General features: G+C 72.3%; 18 protein-coding genes. 13 read left to right on the top strand and 5 right to left on the bottom strand.

Annotation, left to right across the window (positions count from 1 at the left end; all coding sequences use genetic code 11):
- Positions 1-60 precede the first annotated feature (60 nt).
- Together CLV56_RS20005 and CLV56_RS20000 are read right to left on the bottom strand one after the other, a co-directional pair.
- Positions 61-612, bottom strand: coding sequence for an isochorismatase family protein (locus CLV56_RS20005; protein ID WP_039370736.1), 552 nt, complete (start codon positions 610-612; stop codon positions 61-63).
- 5 nt (positions 613-617) lie between these two features.
- Positions 618-1,913 (bottom strand): nicotinate phosphoribosyltransferase, encoded by a 1,296-nt coding sequence (locus CLV56_RS20000; RefSeq protein WP_281254285.1) that lies wholly within the window; start codon positions 1,911-1,913, stop codon positions 618-620.
- A gap of 90 nt (positions 1,914-2,003) precedes the next feature.
- Between CLV56_RS20000 and clpS the strand changes: the two genes are divergently transcribed.
- The 7 genes from clpS (at position 2,004) to CLV56_RS19970 (ending at position 5,625) form a co-directional block, all read left to right on the top strand.
- Positions 2,004-2,300, top strand: coding sequence for an ATP-dependent Clp protease adapter ClpS (gene clpS / locus CLV56_RS21100; protein WP_039370788.1), 297 nt, complete (start codon positions 2,004-2,006; stop codon positions 2,298-2,300).
- Positions 2,301-2,310: 10 nt separating this feature from the next.
- Positions 2,311-2,895 (top strand): DUF2017 domain-containing protein, encoded by a 585-nt coding sequence (locus CLV56_RS19995; RefSeq protein WP_039370733.1) that lies wholly within the window; start codon positions 2,311-2,313, stop codon positions 2,893-2,895.
- Positions 2,896-2,926: 31 nt separating this feature from the next.
- A complete protein-coding gene (locus CLV56_RS19990; protein ID WP_039370730.1) occupies positions 2,927-3,403 on the top strand; it encodes a 2'-5' RNA ligase family protein in 477 nt (158 codons plus the stop codon).
- Between the two features lie 93 nt (positions 3,404-3,496).
- Positions 3,497-3,952, top strand: coding sequence for a M67 family metallopeptidase (locus tag CLV56_RS19985; protein WP_039370786.1), 456 nt, complete (start codon positions 3,497-3,499; stop codon positions 3,950-3,952).
- Between the two features lie 6 nt (positions 3,953-3,958).
- Positions 3,959-4,237, top strand: coding sequence for a MoaD family protein (locus tag CLV56_RS19980; protein ID WP_039370727.1), 279 nt, complete (start codon positions 3,959-3,961; stop codon positions 4,235-4,237).
- 22 nt (positions 4,238-4,259) lie between these two features.
- A complete protein-coding gene (locus CLV56_RS19975) occupies positions 4,260-5,207 on the top strand; it encodes a PLP-dependent cysteine synthase family protein (RefSeq protein ID WP_039370724.1) in 948 nt (315 codons plus the stop codon).
- Between the two features lie 28 nt (positions 5,208-5,235).
- Positions 5,236-5,625, top strand: coding sequence for a VOC family protein (locus CLV56_RS19970; RefSeq protein WP_100415580.1), 390 nt, complete (start codon positions 5,236-5,238; stop codon positions 5,623-5,625).
- A gap of 3 nt (positions 5,626-5,628) precedes the next feature.
- On the opposite strand, the gene CLV56_RS19965 is transcribed toward CLV56_RS19970, so the two are convergent.
- Entirely contained in the window at positions 5,629-8,616 is a 2,988-nt protein-coding gene (locus tag CLV56_RS19965) for an ATP-binding protein (RefSeq protein ID WP_039370723.1), read from the bottom strand.
- 118 nt (positions 8,617-8,734) lie between these two features.
- On the opposite strand from CLV56_RS19965, the gene CLV56_RS19960 reads away from it, so the two are divergent.
- Positions 8,735-10,957, top strand: a complete 2,223-nt coding sequence (locus tag CLV56_RS19960; protein ID WP_039370719.1) for an Ig-like domain-containing protein — start codon at positions 8,735-8,737, stop codon at positions 10,955-10,957.
- Between the two features lie 18 nt (positions 10,958-10,975).
- Here CLV56_RS19960 and CLV56_RS19955 read toward each other — a convergent pair whose 3' ends face one another.
- Positions 10,976-11,479, bottom strand: coding sequence for a DinB family protein (locus CLV56_RS19955; RefSeq protein WP_039370717.1), 504 nt, complete (start codon positions 11,477-11,479; stop codon positions 10,976-10,978).
- A gap of 128 nt (positions 11,480-11,607) precedes the next feature.
- Here CLV56_RS19955 and CLV56_RS19950 point away from each other — a divergent pair, with 128 nt between their 5' ends.
- The 5 genes from CLV56_RS19950 to rdgB are packed head-to-tail and all read left to right on the top strand — an operon-like array spanning position 11,608 to position 15,502.
- Positions 11,608-12,450 carry a hypothetical protein gene (locus CLV56_RS19950; protein WP_039370714.1) on the top strand — a complete coding sequence of 281 codons (843 nt, stop codon included), beginning with the start codon at positions 11,608-11,610 and terminating at the stop codon, positions 12,448-12,450.
- Positions 12,451-12,479: 29 nt separating this feature from the next.
- A complete protein-coding gene (murI, locus tag CLV56_RS19945; protein ID WP_100415579.1) occupies positions 12,480-13,352 on the top strand; it encodes a glutamate racemase in 873 nt (290 codons plus the stop codon).
- Positions 13,353-13,354: 2 nt separating this feature from the next.
- The gene (locus tag CLV56_RS19940; RefSeq protein WP_245858013.1) at positions 13,355-14,110 is read left to right on the top strand and encodes an MBL fold metallo-hydrolase; all 756 of its coding nucleotides are present in this window, start codon (positions 13,355-13,357) and stop codon (positions 14,108-14,110) included.
- Between the two features lie 19 nt (positions 14,111-14,129).
- Positions 14,130-14,897, top strand: coding sequence for a ribonuclease PH (gene rph / locus CLV56_RS19935; RefSeq protein ID WP_039370703.1), 768 nt, complete (start codon positions 14,130-14,132; stop codon positions 14,895-14,897).
- The gene (gene rdgB / locus CLV56_RS19930) at positions 14,894-15,502 is read left to right on the top strand and encodes an RdgB/HAM1 family non-canonical purine NTP pyrophosphatase (protein ID WP_039370701.1); all 609 of its coding nucleotides are present in this window, start codon (positions 14,894-14,896) and stop codon (positions 15,500-15,502) included. Before rph ends, rdgB begins: the two co-directional genes overlap by 4 nt.
- Before the next feature lie 210 nt (positions 15,503-15,712).
- Here the strand turns inward: rdgB and CLV56_RS19925 are convergent.
- The coding region (locus CLV56_RS19925) for an HNH endonuclease (RefSeq protein ID WP_211288239.1) at positions 15,713-16,405 on the bottom strand (693 nt) is incomplete at its 5' end.

The raw sequence follows: 16,405 nt of genomic DNA, 5'->3' as shown, positions 1-16,405 counted from the left end.
CGCCGTGGGCGACTCGCGACCGCGCCGTGGGCGACTCGCGACCGCGCCGTGGGTGACTCGTCAGGCGAGGGTGACGCCGGCCTCGGCGAACTCGGCGCGCACCCGCGGCAGGTTGTCCGGCGACACCGGCGCGGTCAGGTCCATCAGCACGGTCGTGGCGAACCCGTGCGCGGCCGCGTCGAGCGCGGTGGCGCGGACGCAGTAGTCCGTGGCGATCCCGACGACGTCGACGCGGTCCACGTCGTTCGCGCGCAGCCACTCGACGAGCGCGTCGCCGTGCTCGGAGCTCCCCTCGAAACCGGAGTACGCGGCGTCGAACTCGCCCTTGCGGAACACCGCGGCGAACATGTCCTCGCGCAACGGGGCGCGCAGGTCGTTGCCGGGGGTGCCGACGACGCAGTGCGGCGGCCACGAGTCCACGAAGTCGGGCTCGTCGCTGAAGTGCGACCCGGGATCGATGTGGTGGTCCTTGGTCGCGACGACGACGTCGTAGCCACCGCCTGCGACCAGCGACGCGACACGCTCGGCGACCGACGTCCCTCCGTCGACGCCGAGGGAGCCGCCCTCGCAGAAGTCGTTCTGCACGTCGACGACGACGAGTGCGCCTGCCATGGGGATCAGTCCTCCTGCTCGTAGACCGTCGGGATCGCGGGCTCCCCCCGCGACAGCTGCTTCGCCTGCAACGGTAGCTCCTCGAGCGCCGTACGCAGACGGTCGCGGGACACCGTCAGCGGCTCGTCGTGCACCCGCTCGCCGTCGACGACGAGAGGGGCGGCGAGGGGCCGGTCGTCGCCGTCGTCGTGGGGGGAACCGCCGACGGCGATCACCTCCGCGGTCGCCGTCCCCGACGGGTCGCGTCGGCGCAGTGCGGTCTTGCGGCCGCCGACCGACGCCTTGTCCTGGCTCTTCTTCGCCACCGGGACGAGGGTGCCGTCCGCCCCTGCGCGCGCCACGAGCTTGTACACGAACCCGCAGGTCGGGTGGCCGGACCCGGTGACGAGCGCGGTCCCGACGCCGTACCCGTCCACAGGCGCCGCCGCGAGCCCGGCGATCGCGTACTCGTCCAGGTCGCTGGTCACGATGATCCGCGTGCCCGTCGCACCCAGACCGTCGAGCTGGCGGCGGACCTGTCCCGCCAGCACGGGCAGGTCGCCGGAGTCGAGGCGGACGGCGCCGAGCCCGGGTCCTGCGACCTCGACCGCCGTCTCCACCGCGGCGGCGACGTCGTACGTGTCGACGAGCAGCGTGGTCCCGGGCCCCAGCGCGGCGACCTGTGCGGCGAACGCGTCGTGCTCGGTGTCGTGGAGCATCGTGAACGCGTGGGCGGCGGTGCCCGCGGTCGGGATGCCGTGCCGGCGTCCCGCCTCGAGGTTCGAGGTCGAGGCGAACCCCGCCACGTACGCCGCGCGCGCCGCGGCGACCGCGGCCTGCTCGTGCGTCCGCCGGGATCCCATCTCGATGCACGGGCGGTCGCCGGCGGCGACCGTCATCCGTGCTGCAGCCGAGGCGATCGCCGCGTCGTGGTTGAGGATCGACAGCACGAGCGTCTCGAGGAGCACGGCCTCGGCGAAGGTCGACTCGACCACGAGCACCGGCGAGCCCGGGAAGTACAGCTCACCGTCCCGATAGCCGTGCACGTCACCGGTGAAACGGAACCCGGCGAGCCAGTCGAGGGTCGGCGCGTCCACGACGCCGCGCTCCTGCAGGTGCGTCAGGGTGGCGTCCCCGAACCGGAAGTCCTCGATCGCGTCGAGGACCCGTCCGACCCCGCACACCACCCCGTACCGGCGCCCGTCGGGGAGCCGTCGGGCGAACAGCTCGAAGACCGATCGACGGTGGGCCGTCCCGTCGGCCAGCGACGCCTGGAGCATCGTGAGCTCGTAGTGGTCCGTCAGCAGCGCTGTCGTGGTCACGGCGCCAGCGTAGACGCCGATCAGGGGGACGACCCGGGGCGCGCACGGGCCCCGCGGAAGCGAACTTCGGCGGTGGGCAACAATGGACCGGTGAGCGCGCCGTCCCCGACCGAGCTCGACCAGCCCGACGTCGATGCAGTCGTCGAGCTGGACCGGCCGTGGGTCACCATCGTCTGGAACGACCCGGTCAACCTGATGTCGTACGTCGCCTACGTCTTCCGGAACTACTTCGGCTACTCCGAGGCGAAGGCCCACGACCTGATGATGAAGGTGCACAGCGACGGCAAGGCGGTCGTCTCGACCGGCACCCGCGAGGAGATGGAACGGCACGTGCAGGCGATGCACGAGTACGGCCTGTGGGCGACGCTGCAGCGGGCGGACGCATGAGGGTCGACACATGAGGGCGTTCGAGCAGCGCAAGCGCGGGCGTGTCCGGGCGGAGTTCGAGGTCGCCGAGGCGGCCCTGCTGGTCAACCTGCTCAGCCAGATCGTCGAGCTCCTGCTGGACCGCAACGGGCCCGAGGAGTCGTCCCCGGACCCGTTGTTCGCCCAGCTGGGGCCGAGCGGGTCCCACCTGCCGCCCGACGACCCGGTGCTCAAACGGCTCCTGCCCGACGCCTACTCCGACGACGACGACGCGTCGGGCGACTTCCGCCGTTTCACGGAGCGCTCGCTGAGCGAGGCGAAGGTGAGCAACGCCCGCGCCGTGGTGGCGTCCCTCGCCGCCGGCGGGCTCGACGTCGAGGACCCCGAGTCGTCGACGGACGAGACGATCGAGGTCGAGCTCGGGCCGCAGGGCGCCCAGGCCTGGTTGCGTGCGCTGACCGATGTCCGGCTCGCGCTCGCGACCCGGCTCGGGATCGAGTCCGAGGACGACGCCGAGCGGGTGGCCGCGAGCGAGGAGGAGTCGGTCGCACTCGTCGCCGACATCTACGAGTGGCTCGGCTTCGTCCAGGAGACGCTGGTGCAGTCCCTGGACTGACCCGGTGCCGGGTCCCGCCTAGGGTCGGACCGTGGACCGTCTGGTCGTCGTCTCGTTCCTCGCGGAGCAGCCGCCGGGGCAGACCTTCGCGCCCTCGCGGTGGCCGCTGCACGTCACGCTCGTGCCGCCGTTCAGCGTCGAGGCCGGTACGTCGGTGGTCGCCGACGTCGTCGCCGAGACCGCCGCGTCGCACCGCCGGACCGAGGTCCGGGCGCGGGAGACGGCGATGTTCGGGCGTCGCCGGGACGTCGAGGTCACCGTGCTCGAGCTGTCCGACGAGCTCGCCGCGCTCCACGACGACCTGGTCGTCGAGCTCGACGCGCTCGGGGCCGGGGTCCGCGAGCGACCGCACACGGCACGCGGGTTCCGCCCCCACGTCACGGTGCGGGGCGCGGACCGGGTGGCAGTCGGGGACACGGTGGAGATCGGCTCGGTCTCGCTGGTCGACCAGCGTCCCGACGGACGGCAGGACGCCCGCCGGGTGCTCGGAACCTGGGCGATCGGCTGAGCGCGGACCCACCCGTACGCCGGCCGCAAGCCGGGCGTCTCGACGGGTGGTCACGCGCTTGACGCCATGGTCCGGCCGGTATCGTTGATCCACGTGTTGACCATCGACTCCGCGACGTACGACGCGATCGTCGCCCACGCCCGTCGGGACCACCCCGACGAGGCCTGCGGCGTCGTCGCGGGTGCTGAGGGATCCGACCTGCCGACCCGGTTCGTCCCGATGGTCAACGCCGCGATGTCGCCCACGTTCTACGAGTTCGACTCGACGGACCTGCTGCGGCTGTACCGCGAGATGGACGACAACGACGAGGAGCCGGTGGTCGTCTACCACTCCCACACGGCGACCGAGGCCTACCCGTCGCGCACCGACGTGAACCTCGCGGGCGAGCCGGGTGCGCACTACGTGCTGGTCTCGACCCGGGAGTGCGGCAACGGCGAGGGCCCGGTCGAGTTCCGCTCGTACCGCATCGTCGACGGCGAGGTCACCGAGGAAGAAGTTCGCGTCGTCGAGCGTTATGACGACGTCCCCACGAACGCACAGGAAGTTTGATCGCAGATGGCCATCGAGGTCCGAGTCCCCACCATCCTCCGCACCTACACCGACGGTGAGAAGAAGGTTCCTGCCGCCGGCGACACGGTGATCGGCGTCATCGACGACCTGGAGGCGAACCACGCGGGGATCAAGGAGCGGCTCGTCGACGACGGCGAGGTGCGTCGCTTCGTGAACATCTACGTCAACGACGAGGACATCCGCTTCTCCGGCGGCCTCGACACCGAGCTGTCCGACGGCGACGTCGTCGTGATCCTGCCCGCCGTCGCGGGCGGCGCTCGCTGAGCGAAGCACGGCACCCGAGGCGATGCGCCACGACTCGCTGATCGACTCCGTCGGCAACACCCCGCTGGTGGGGTTGCCGCGGCTGTCGCCGAGCCCCGACGTACGGCTGTGGGCGAAGCTCGAGGACCGCAACCCGACCGGCTCCATCAAGGACCGGCCGGCGCTGCGGATGATCGAGCGCGCCGAGTCCGACGGGCGGCTGCGGCCCGGCTGCACGATCCTCGAGCCGACGTCCGGCAACACCGGGATCTCGCTCGCGATGGCGGCCAAGATGCGCGGCTACCGGATGGTCTGCGTGATGCCGGAGAACACCTCGGAGGAGCGGCGTCAGCTGCTGCGGATGTGGGGCGCGGAGATCGTCTCCTCCCCGGCTGCCGGCGGCTCGAACGAAGCCGTGCGGGTGGCCAAGCGGATCGCCGAGGAGCACCCCGACTGGGTGATGCTCTACCAGTACGGCAACGACGCCAACGCCGAGGCGCACGAGCTCGGGACCGGCCCGGAGATCCTCGCGGACCTGCCGGAGGTGACGCACTTCGTCGGCGGTCTCGGCACGACCGGCACGTTGATGGGCGTCGGGCGGTTCTTCCGCACGGCCAAGCCGGAGGTGCGGATCGTCGCCGCGGAGCCGCGCTACGGCGAGCTCGTGTACGGGCTGCGGAACCTCGACGAGGGGTTCGTCCCGGAGCTGTACGACCCCCAGTTCATCGACGCGCGCTTCTCGGTCGGGCCGCGCGACGCCGTACGCCGGGTGCGGGAGCTGCTGGAGTCGGAGGGGATCTTCGCCGGGATCTCGACCGGCGCGATCCTGCACGCGGCCCTGGCGCAGGCCGCGAAGGCGATCAAGGCGGGCGAGCCCGCCGACATCGCGTTCGTGGTCGCCGACGGCGGCTGGAAGTACCTCTCGACCGGTGCGTACGAAGGCACGATCGACGACGCCGAGGAGGCCCTCGAGGGCCAGCTCTGGGCCTGAGGCCGGCAGGACGTGAGATCGTCGGAGCATGAGCTCGTCGGCGCGGGACCGTGCGACCACCCGGCCGATCCTGCCGAGCTCCGACCTCGAGCGGACCTCGGTCTTCTACGCGGACCTCGGGTTCACCGAGCTCGGCCGGTGGGCAGGTGAGTACCTCATCGTCCGCGACGACTGCGACATCGAGCTGCACTTCTGGTACGACCTGCGGGTGTCGCGGTGGGACAACGACGTCGCCTGCTGGATCGGGTTCGAGTCGCCCGATGCGGTGAGGCGTCTGCACGCGCGGTGGTCGAGGACGGACCTGTCCCAGCCGGCGCAGCTGCGCGCCCCGGAGACCAGCGACGCCCTCGTGGAGTTCCAGCTCATCGACCTCGACGGGAACCTGCTGCGGGTGGGCGCGCCCCGCGCGACACGCTGACGCTCACCGTACGGTGCGGTCCCGGTGACGGGCCTCCCGAAGGTAGCGGTGGGCGCGAGCCACGGACAGCGGGAAGCCGAGACGCTGACCCGCCTCACGCTGCGGCGCGAGCGCATCGTCACGCTCCAGGTCCTGGAGCACCGGCTCGTACGCGCGTGCGAACAGCGGGCCGAGGTAGGCGCGCGCGGTCGCGAGGTTCCCGGCCACGCTCCCGAACAGCCGCGCGGCGTCGTCACGGTCCCCCCGCGCGTGCGCGACGGCGACGGTACCCAGCAGGCACAGGACGATCCCGTGCCAGAAGTGCGCGCGTCGGGTCGTGGCCATCGCCGCGTCGAGGTGTCCGACGGCTGCCTCGACGTCGCCGTCGAGGAGCGCCTGGGCGCCCAGGCTCGCCATCAGCCAGACGTCCGACCTCGTGTCGCCCGCCTCGCGCGACATCGCGAGCAGGGTCTCGAGGTCCGGGACGCTCCCCACGTCGATGCGGGCCTCCTCAGGGAGCGTGCTCAGCCAGTACCAGATGGTCAGCTCGACCCGCCGGTGGCCGATCCGGCGGGCCTCGGGCAGCGCCTCGCTGAGCGTTGCGGCGGTCGCGGCGGGGTCGGACGGGAAGGACGCGAGCGCCATCACCACGCGGCTCGACAGCCGCCACCGCGGCGTGCCGCTGAGCTCCTCGAGGGAGCGCGCCAGCTTCTCCGACAGCGGCAGGTCGCCGATCGCGATCCCGGCGTTGATCGCCTCGCCCAACGCGTTCGCTCGCTGCGTCGTGCCGCTCTGGCGCAGCACGATCGGAAGCCCGGCTTCGAGGTCGTCCCTCACGGACGAGCCGGCACCACTCATCCCGAGCTCGGCCCGCAGGCTCGCGCGAGCGACGCGACACTCGGCGCGGACGACCTCGGTCTCCGGGGTCGCCGGCACACAGAGCGCGGCGTCGAGGGCGGCGACGCCCTCGGCCAGGGCACCGGCCTCCCGGTACCACGGACCCAACCGGGCGAGCGCACCGAGCACCCGGGCGTCGTGGCCGTGGTCCTGTCCCCACCGCAGTGCGGCACGCAGGTTCGGGAGGTCCGCGCGGAAGCGGCGAGCCAGCGCCACGAAGTCCGGGACGGCCTCGTCGTCGACGTCACCGAGCACGCGGTCGGGCCACGCCAGGAAGTGGTCGGCGTGCCGCGCGGCGAGGTCGGCGCGGTCGTCGGCGCCGACCAGCTGCCGTCCGAACGCGCGCGTCGACACGAGCTGCCGGAACCTCACGGTGCCGCCGGGCTGCGGGACCCGGACGAGCAGATGGCGGCCGACGAGCTCGGTGACCTCGTCCAGGACCGCGTACGGGTCGCCGCTCCCGCACACCGCCGCGATCGCGCTCAGGTCGTACGACCCGCGCAGGACCGACAGCTGCGCGAGCATCTCGATCGTCGGCGGGTCGAGGTCCCGCGTCGCCGAGCGGAGCGCTGCGCGCATCCCGCGCCCGCCGATGCGGTCGGTCCCGCGTGACGGTGACAGCACGCCGAGGTAGGCGTCGCTGTCGCTCGACAGCGCCTCGAGCAGACCGGCCAGGCCGAGGACGGGCAGGCGTGCTGCCGCGAGCTCGATCGCGAGCGGAAGGCCGTCCACGCGTCGGCAGACCTGCGCGACGTCGGCGATCTGCTCGGCCGACCTGTCGATCCGTGCGCCCGAGCGGTCGGCGGCGCTCAGGAAGAGCCGTACGGCCGGCGACCGCGCCGCGTGCGGGCCCCTCTGCGGGGCCGGGAACGGCGGGAGCTCGTGCACGTGCTCGACCTCGAGCCGCAGGGCCGTGCGCGCCGTGACGACGAGGACGAGCAGCGGGCACCGGTCGTGCAGCGCGGCGACGACCTCGGCGGCACCGGGGGCGTGGTCGGCGTCGTCCAGCACGAGCAACGCGGAGCGCCCGGCGAGGCGTGCGAGGAGCGCCTCGAGGGTCAGGACGTCCGGCGGCCCGTCCCGGAACGAGGTCGCGAGCCGGACCAGGACCTCCTCGTGGGACTCGGTGTCCTGGAGATCCGCGATCACGACCGGGGAGGTCGAGGTCGCCTCGACACGCTCCGACAGCGCCCACGCGAGGGTGGACTTCCCGACCCCGGTGGGGCCCGTGATCGTGATCAGACGACAGCCGGACGCCAGCGTCCGGCTCAGGACGTCGAGATCGTGGTGGCGACCGACGAACGTACGTCGCGGGGCGGAGACGGCGCCACCGCCTTCGGCCTCGAGCGGCGCGCCGCGTCCCCCGCCGGCGCGGATCTCGTCCACGAGGACGCCGATCTCGTCGGACGGGTCGAGATCGAGCTGCTCGCGGAGCCTGCGGACCCAGCCGTCGTGCGCCGCGAGCGCCTGCTCGCGGTTGCCCAGGCTCGCCTCGCTGCGCAGCAGGAGCGCGTGCACGACCTCCGACAGCGGGTCTGCTGCGGCCAGCCGACGCGCACGGCGCAGCGTGTCCTCGGTCGCGCCCTCGGCGAGGTCGGCCTCGATCCGTGCGACACCCACCCGTTGCGCGAGCGCCGCGAGCCGTTCGCGCTCCACCTCCAGCCACTCCTCGTACGCGGGGCTGGCCGGCCAGGACAGCCCGGCGAGCAGCACCCCGCCGTACGCCCGCTCGGCCGCCGCGAGCAACGAGCCGCGCTCGCCGCTGGCCGCGACGACAGCGGACAGCGCGCGCGTCGCCGCGTCCTCGAACTGGTGCAGGTCGATCCGTCCGCGGTGCGCTGCCGCGATGCCGACGTGGTCGCGGTCGGCGTCGAGCAGGTCCGGTAGCTGGGCACGGACCTGGTTGAGGACGACCCTCAGGTTGGCGCGGGCGACCTTGTCGGTCGCGTCGGGCCACAGCAGCCGTGCCAGCTCGTCCCGTCCGGTGCGCTGCGGCGTGCTCGCCAGGTAGGCGATCACCAGCCACGACCTCCGGGGAAGTGCGCCGCCGTCCGTGTGGTCGAGCCCCGGCTCGCCGAGAACCCGGATCGACGGGCCCCCCTCGTCTTCTCCCATGGAGGAAATCTAAGGATCTCCACGGAGGCGTGCGCGGCGTTTGCGGCAGACAGAACGCGGACGGAACGCACGGCGCCTAGGTTCGCGTGCGGCTGTATCGGATGACGGGGGAGATGCCATGACCAACCCACGACGGCCACGATCGGTCCTCGGAGGCCTCGCGGCGGCAGCGCTCGCACTCACGCTCGCGACCGCGGGCCTCGCAGCAGTCGCACCGCCGGCGGCGGCGGCGCCGGAGGACATCGCGGGCTGCGATGCGGCGCTGGACTGCCTGTACCCGATCACGATGGCGGATCTCACGTCACTCGTCCCGGAGCGGACCTACGACTTCCGCTTCGTCGACGGCGACCCCATGATCGGCGGGGCGTTCCAGATCGCGGTGCACGCGTCGGGGACGCGCCAGTGCCTGTACAACCTCGCAGGGACGGGACCGGCGTCGTTCCTCCCGTGCAACAGCGCGGACCCGCGCAACCTCTGGCACGTCCGGCCGAGCTCGGGCGGCCCGGCGGGGGAGTACGAGGCGATCGACCCCGGCACCTGGAACCCGTGGCTGCCCGCGTGGGTCGGCCGCCACACCTTCTCCATCATCTCCGCGCACCAGGCGCTCACGGCGCCCGTCACGTGTCTGACCGGCCGCATCGCGAACCCGGTCGTGCTCCCGTGCGCAGCGGAGCCGCGGTTCCGCTGGACGCTGCCGACGTTCGACTCCGTGCCCAGCCGGGCACAGAAGACGCAGGCGCAGCAGGCCGAGGCCGCCCGGTCCCTGCTGACCGCCGCGTTCCACTTCTCCTTGGTCCGATGCTCGATCCCGCCGGGGACACGGTGTCTCGTGCAGCTCGTCGAGAAGCTCACCGACGCCGACCTGACCGGCTGGAGCCCGTTGGGCTACCTGACGATCACCCGGCGGCCGACGCCGGCGGCGCGGGTCGTGGGATGCCGCGGCGGTGTCGGGGACGAGGCGATCTACAACGACACCGGTCGGGCGGCGGAGGAGCCGCTGGGCGTCACGACGACGAGCAGGGTCCGGGCCACGGTGTCGCCGGGGCTGTCCGACGTCGTGGAGGACGACGTGGCGCCGCTGCTGATCGCGAGCGGCGCCCTGGGCTCCGGGAACCTCCTCGGGAAGGCCTGGACCGCCGCGGCGCCGATCGCCCAGAGCACCCCGTACACCCTGCCGCCGCGCAAGTACGCCCAGGCGGTGCTGTCGGCAGCCACGGTGTCGGTCACCTCCTCCTGGCGGTTCGACTCGGGCTCGTTCCGCCCGTGGAGCCTCGCGGACGCCGCCGGCCTGGACCTGCCGTACTCGGCGTCTCCGACGGCGTCCGGCCCGGACACGACGCTCGCGGTCCGCGACAGCTGGTCGCCCAAGACGTGCACGGCTGCCTCGCCGAGCACCCTGGGCGAGGGCTACGCCGTCACCGTCGCCAACTCGACCGCACCCGACCAGGACGCTCTCGTCGGCGACGTCCTGGAGGCGGACGCCGAGCCGTGGTGGTGGGACACCGGCGCCTCGACCGACCCGGTGACGCTGCGGTACCAGTGGTACCGGCAGCGCGGCGCCGACGAGCCGGTCGCGATCGAGGGTGCGAACGGGCCGACGTACCGGGTCGCTGCGTCCGACGTCGCAGCGTCGGCGACCACGCCGTACGAGCTGTCCGTCGGCGTGACCGACGTGGCCACGGCGAACAGGTGGGACAGCGACGAGACGCTCTCCGACCTGAACGTCCTCACCGAGGCTCGGAGGGCGACGCGGACGACGCTCGCCAGCAGCGTGTCGGGATCGATCGTCGCGGGCAGGACCATCGCGCTGACGGCGAAGGTCACCGCCGCGGATCGAACCAGGGTCGGTGGCACGGTGCGGTTCTACGCCGGCAGCAGGCTCCTCGGCACACGTCCGGTCAGCTCTGCGGGGACGGCGACGCTCGCAGGTGTACGGCTGCCCGGTGGAGTCGCGCGCCTCGTCGCGCGGTTCGCCCCGGCGGAGCGTGTCTACGCGGCGTCGGCCTCGCCGACGCGGCTCCAGACGGTGCTGCACCGCAGCACCGTCGCAGCGACGGCGCGTCCCGCGACGATCCGGGCCGGTACGAAGCTGACGGTCGCCGGACGGGTCCGCGTGCCCACGAAGCCGCACGCCAACCTGCGGAAGCACACGGTGGTCGTGCAGGTCGACGGCAGGAACGTCACGCGCGCGTCGCTGCGTGCCGACGGGACGTTCTCGGTCAAGATCCGGGCCGGCGCGCTGAAGCGCGGCCGGCACCGCGTTCGCGTCTCGTACCTCGGCTCGCGTGCGGACCTGGTGGCGCCGAGCGTCTCGAAGGCGGTCACCGTACGCCGTCGCTGACGAGCCGGCGGGTGCGGCTCAGCCGGGGTAGTCCTCGAACGACCCGGTGCGCCCGTCGAGCAGCTCGCGGATGATGTCCGCGTGCCCGGCGTGGCGGCAGACCTCCTCGACCATGTGGATCAGCACCCAGCGCAGCGTCACGGTCGGGCCGTACCACGCGGTGCCGGTGTCGGTCAGGTCCAGCTCGTCGATCACCGCGTCCGCGTCCCTGCGGGCCATCGCGTAGTACTCCAGCACACCCTCGGTCGTCTCCCACGGCTCGATCCGCCAGTCGGAGTCCCAGTCGTCGTCGGAGTACGGAACCTCCAGCGACTCGCGGCCGAAGGTTCCGCAGAACCAGTTGTACTCGACCGACGCCAGGTGCTTGAGCATGCCGAGCAAGGACGTCCCCGACGGTACGACGGACCGCCGCAGGTCGTCCTCGGACAACCCCTCGAGCTTCCACAGCAGCGCGTCGCGGTGCCGGTCGAGCGCCACGTACAGGCTCTGCTTCTCGTCACCGGTGAACGGGACACGTCTCATCCGCACAGAGTGGCACGGTCGGGGGTCTCGAGCATCGCGCGCGCTCGCGCGGACTCGTCGAGCAACGTCCTTGCCAGGGCCGACGGCCGGGGTGACCGTGAAGGAGGGCGGATCGAGGGGGCGAAACCGTGTCCGAGCGTGACAGCGACGCACCAGGACCGGCAGGCGCGGGCGGTCCGCGCCGACCCGGAACGCGGCTGGTCGCCCTCCTGAGTGCGGCCGGCACCGCAGCCGCCGTGATCCTCGGGACCCTGATCGTCCAGCGCGTCGGGGACGAGGCCGCCGACGAAGGCGTCGCGAAGGCCGACGCGGCCCGCTTCGACGTCGACGTCTCCTTCCCCGGCAACGGCTGCTCGTACCGAGGCGCCGTCGGCTGGACGGACCCGGCGGACGCGTCGTCATTCGAGAGTGGTCTCGACCCGGTCGCGGACGCCGTCGAGGCGTCGATGCAGATGGCGGAGTTCGGGACCGTCCGCCTGCATCTCGCGTTGCCGACGACCGCGGAGCTGACCGCGATCGACGTCCGCACGATCGAGGTGCGCAACGAGTCCCGCGACGACCCGCCGGTCTGGCATCTGGCGCCGCAGGGCTGCGGCGCCGGCCAGTACTGGCGGCACTACCTCGTTCTCCTCGGTGACTCCACCACCGAGACCCTGCTCGTCGCGGAGGGGCCGGACGACGCGCCGGTCCCGACGACGTTCGAGCCGTTCACCGTGGCGCCGGGCGAGGCGGTGTTCATGGACTTCGAGCTCGTCGCCTGCGAGCCGCTCACGCACGCGGTGGCGTTCGAGGTCGGCTACAAGGCCGACTCCGGGCTCGAGAAGACCCTCGTCGTCCCCGAGGAAGGCGTCGTCGTCTCCGCCCAGGCAGCGGAGCATCCGTTCATGGCAGTCGTCGAGGACGTCGTCGAGCACCCGGACCCGATGGACCTGAAGACGTTCGAGCCGCCGGCGACCTGTGAGGTCCGCTGACGGCCCGGAGGTGAACACGCGGTTGTGGGATGGGACGCATTGTGTTTCGTACGTGTGAATCCGCCACTAGGCTCGCTCGGGTGAACGACGCGCCCATCGGCATCTTCGACTCCGGCTTCGGTGGCCTCACCGTGGCCCGCGCCGTGATCGACCAGCTGCCCGACGAGCGCGTCCTCTACCTCGGCGACACCGCGCGCCAGCCGTACGGCCCGAAGCCGATCGGCGAGGTGCGCGAGTATGCGCTGGAGTGTCTCGACCACCTCGTCGCCCAGGGCGTCAAGGCGCTCGTGATCGCGTGCAACTCGGCGAGCGCGGCCGTGCTGCGCGACGCTCGGGAGCGCTACGAGGTGCCGGTCGTCGAGGTGATCGTGCCGGCGACCCGCCGTGCCGTGGCAGCGACCCGCAACGGCCACGTCGGCGTGATCTGCACACGCGCGACGAAGGCCTCGATGGCCTACGACGACGCGTTCGCCGCGAACCCGGCGGTCGATCTCGTGGTGCAGGCCTGTCCGCGGTTCGTCGAGTTCGTCGAACGCGGCATCACGTCGGGCCCCGAGCTGCTGGACGTGGCACGCTCGTACCTGCAACCGTTGCAGGCAGCCGGCGTCGACACGCTGGTGCTCGGATGTACCCACTACCCGCTGCTGACCGGGGTGATCTCGTACGTGATGGGCGACGACGTGACGCTGGTCAGCAGTGCGGAGGAGACGGCGAAGGACGTCTACGCCCTCCTGGTCAAGCACGGCCTGGAGCGTGACTTGCGGGCTCCGCATCCTGGGCACCGATTCCTGACGACCGGGCAGCCCGAGGAGTTCCGGACCCTCGGCCAGCGCTTCCTCGGACCCGAGATCGAGCAGGTGGACCAGTTCGCGTGGCTGGCTCCGGTGGAGGTCGCACGGTGAGGATGACCGTCGTCGGCTGCGCCGGCTCGTACCCGTCGGCCGACTCGGCCGCCAGCTGCTACCTGTTCGAGGCGCCGTACGAAGGCGGGACGTACCGCCTGGTCGTCGACCTCGGGAACGGTGCGCTGACACCGCTCCAGCAGCTGGTCGACCTGCGCGACGTCGATGCGATCGTGATCTCGCACCTGCATCCCGACCACTACATGGACATCTGCGGAACGTACGTGTACCGCAAGTACCACCCCGAGGGTCCGTTGGCGCGCATCCCGCTCTGGGGGCCCGCCGGATGTGCCGACCGGTTCGCGGACGCGTACGACCTGCCGCACGATCCCGGGATGCACGAGGAGTTCGCGATCCACGAGTGGGCCGACCACGAGATCGTGACGCTCGGCCCGTTCACCATCCTCCCGCGCGAGCTGGTCCACCCGGTCGAGGCGTACGGCCTGCGGATCAGCGACGGCTCCGGGACCGTGGCGTACTCCGGCGACACCGGCCCGACCCAGGCCCTGGTGGAGCTGGCGGCGGGCGCCGACCTGTTCCTGTGCGAGGCGTCCTTCGTGGACCGTCCCAACAACCCGCCGGAGCTCCATCTGACGGGCTCCGACGCGGGTGAGGCCGCCGCGGCGGCGGAGGTCGGTCGTCTGCTGCTCACGCACGTGCCGTCGTGGACGGATCACGACGCGGTCGCAGCCGAGGCGAAGGCGACGTTCGACGGTCCGAGCGAGCTGGTCGAACCGGGCGGGGTCTACGTCCTCTGACGCCGTTAGTCTCGGGGGCATGACCACGTCTGCTGAGACCTCCCGAGTCGACGGGCGCGCGCTCGACGAGCTGCGCCCCGTCACGATCACCCGCAACTGGCTGGACCACGCCGAGGGGTCGGTGCTCGTCGAGTTCGGACGGACCCGGGTGCTGTGCGCGGCCAGCGCGACCGAAGGGGTCCCCCGGTGGCGGCGCGACTCCGGCCTCGGCTGGGTCACGGCGGAGTACGCGATGCTCCCGCGCGCGACCAACACGCGCTCGGACCGCGAGTCCGTCAAGGGCCGCATCGGTGGGCGTACGCACGAGATCTCGCGCCTGATCGGGCGGTCGCTGCGCGCCGTCGTCGACTACAAGGCGCTCGGCGAGAACACGATCGTGATCGACTGCGACGTCCTCCAGGCCGACGGCGGTACGCGGACCGCGGCGATCACGGGCGCGTACGTCGCGCTGGCGGACGCGGTCGCCACTCTGCGGGAGCGCGGTGCGCTGGTCGGCGATCCGCTGACCGGCTCGGTCGCAGCCGTGTCGGTCGGGATCATCGACGGAACCCCGATGCTCGACCTCCCGTACTCCGAGGACGTGCGCGCCGAGACCGACATGAACGTCGTGATGACGGGTGCGGGGTCATTCGTCGAGGTCCAGGGCACGGCGGAGGGCGCGCCGTTCGACCGGGCCGAGCTGGATGCGTTGCTGGGCCTCGCGGAGAAGGGGTGCGCCGACCTGACGGCGTTGCAGATCCAGTCGCTCGAGACGCACGGCGCGGACGCAGGCGGGCCGGGCGCGTGAGCGACCGCACGGTCGTCCTGGCGAGCCACAACCAGGGCAAGCTGGTCGAGCTGCGCCGGATCCTCGAACCGCAGGTCGGGGGCGTCAAGGTCCTCGGGCTGGACGACATCGGTGATTTCGAGGAGCCGGTGGAGGACCAGCCCACCTTCGAGGGCAATGCCCTCCTGAAGGCGCGCGCCGCCGCGGTCGCCACGGGTCTGCCGTCGCTCGCGGACGACTCCGGGCTGTGCGTGGACGCGTTGAACGGCATGCCAGGCGTGCTCTCGGCGCGCTGGGGAGGACGGCCGAAGTCCGACGAACGCAACAACGCTCTTCTCCTGGACCAGCTTGCCGATGTCCCGGACGAGCGTCGGACGGCGCAGTTCCGGTGCGCGATGGCCCTGGTGCTGCCGGGGGGCGCCGAAGTGGTCGAGCTCGGCGTCATGCCGGGGCGGGTCCAGCGGGGCCCGACGGGTGACGGTGGCTTCGGCTACGACCCGCTCTTCGTCGCGGAGGGGTACGAGGTGTCGACCGCGGAGCTCAGTGCGTCCGACAAGGACGCGATCAGCCACCGCGGCCGGGCCCTGCGGGCGATGGTCCCGCACCTGGTGGAGCTGCTGGTCTGAGCTGCTGGCCTGAGCTGCTGGCCTGAGCTGCTGGTCTGAGCTGCTGGCCTGAGCTGCTGGCCGGTCGCCGTCGCGAGAACACTGCCGGGTCGCACGCGCCACGAGGTGCTGAGAGGGCGGCAGCGTGTGGGCGTGCGAACGGGCCCGTCGGTGTTCTCCGGCGGGCTGTTCGGTCGTGTTGCAGAGGGTCTCGGTCTTGTCGAGCGTGGTCTAGGTGCGGGCGTGGATGCGGGGGCGGAGCTGCAGGGTCTTCGGCCTGGGCGGTGGTTCGGTGCTGGTTTGGCCGGACGTCCTCGGTGGCGGTGTCTGGTCTTCGCCTGCTCGTGGCGGCGTCCCCGTTCCGTCGGGGCGCGTGGCCCTGGTGGCGGCGGGGCTCGGAGACCCAGTCCACTCCTCGAACCTCGGCGTCGTGCTCACCTTCGGGCCAGGGTTGGCGCCAGGGCTGACACCGGTGCCGGTGGTCGGCCGCGTGGGGGTGAGGCCGGCGTCGCGGGTGAGGCGGCGGAGGAAGGTGCGGAGCTTCTCGCGCTGGATGCGTGCGTGGTCTTCGAGTCGGCGTTTGTGCTGGGCGCGGTTGGTGGTGGTGAAGGTGAACCCGCGGTGGCCGTCAGGTTCGATGGTGAGGGTGCCGGTGTGGACCCGGGCGTGGCAGCGGGGGCAGAGGCCGATGATGTTGTGCAGGTCGGTGGGGCCGCCGTCGCGGGTCCACCAGGCGACGTGGTGGAACTCCAGGACGGTGTGCGAGCAGCCGGGGTTGGCGCAGCGGCCGTGTTGGCGGGCGCGGACGGCGCGGCGTTGTTTCTTGGTCGCGAGGCGTTGGGTGCGTCCGACGTTGAGGACGTCGGCGATCGGGGTGGGGCCGGTGGTGGTGCCGTTCAGCAGCAGGGCGGTGCGGTCGGCGTC

This window comes from Mumia flava, from assembly GCF_002797495.1.
GTDB lineage: Bacteria > Actinomycetota > Actinomycetes > Propionibacteriales > Nocardioidaceae > Mumia > Mumia flava.
The sequence above is the reverse complement of the archived record's forward strand: the minus strand, read 5'-3'. Positions and strand labels throughout refer to the sequence as shown.

What these genes read in the sequence shown, in the direction of transcription:
- CLV56_RS20005 (WP_039370736.1), bottom strand. Translation starts at nt 612, where the DNA reads ATGGCAGGCGCACTCGTCGTCGTCGACGTGCAGAACGACTTCTGCGAG.
- CLV56_RS19995 (WP_039370733.1), top strand. Translation starts at nt 2,311, where the DNA reads ATGAGGGCGTTCGAGCAGCGCAAGCGCGGGCGTGTCCGGGCGGAGTTC.
- CLV56_RS19980 (WP_039370727.1), top strand. Translation starts at nt 3,959, where the DNA reads ATGGCCATCGAGGTCCGAGTCCCCACCATCCTCCGCACCTACACCGAC.
- CLV56_RS19975 (WP_039370724.1), top strand. Translation starts at nt 4,260, where the DNA reads ATGCGCCACGACTCGCTGATCGACTCCGTCGGCAACACCCCGCTGGTG.
- CLV56_RS19970 (WP_100415580.1), top strand. Translation starts at nt 5,236, where the DNA reads ATGAGCTCGTCGGCGCGGGACCGTGCGACCACCCGGCCGATCCTGCCG.
- CLV56_RS19965 (WP_039370723.1), bottom strand. Translation starts at nt 8,616, where the DNA reads ATGGGAGAAGACGAGGGGGGCCCGTCGATCCGGGTTCTCGGCGAGCCG.
- CLV56_RS19960 (WP_039370719.1), top strand. Translation starts at nt 8,735, where the DNA reads ATGACCAACCCACGACGGCCACGATCGGTCCTCGGAGGCCTCGCGGCG.
- CLV56_RS19955 (WP_039370717.1), bottom strand. Translation starts at nt 11,479, where the DNA reads ATGAGACGTGTCCCGTTCACCGGTGACGAGAAGCAGAGCCTGTACGTG.
- murI (WP_100415579.1), top strand. Translation starts at nt 12,480, where the DNA reads ATGGGACGCATTGTGTTTCGTACGTGTGAATCCGCCACTAGGCTCGCT.
- CLV56_RS19940 (WP_245858013.1), top strand. Translation starts at nt 13,355, where the DNA reads ATGACCGTCGTCGGCTGCGCCGGCTCGTACCCGTCGGCCGACTCGGCC.
- rph (WP_039370703.1), top strand. Translation starts at nt 14,130, where the DNA reads ATGACCACGTCTGCTGAGACCTCCCGAGTCGACGGGCGCGCGCTCGAC.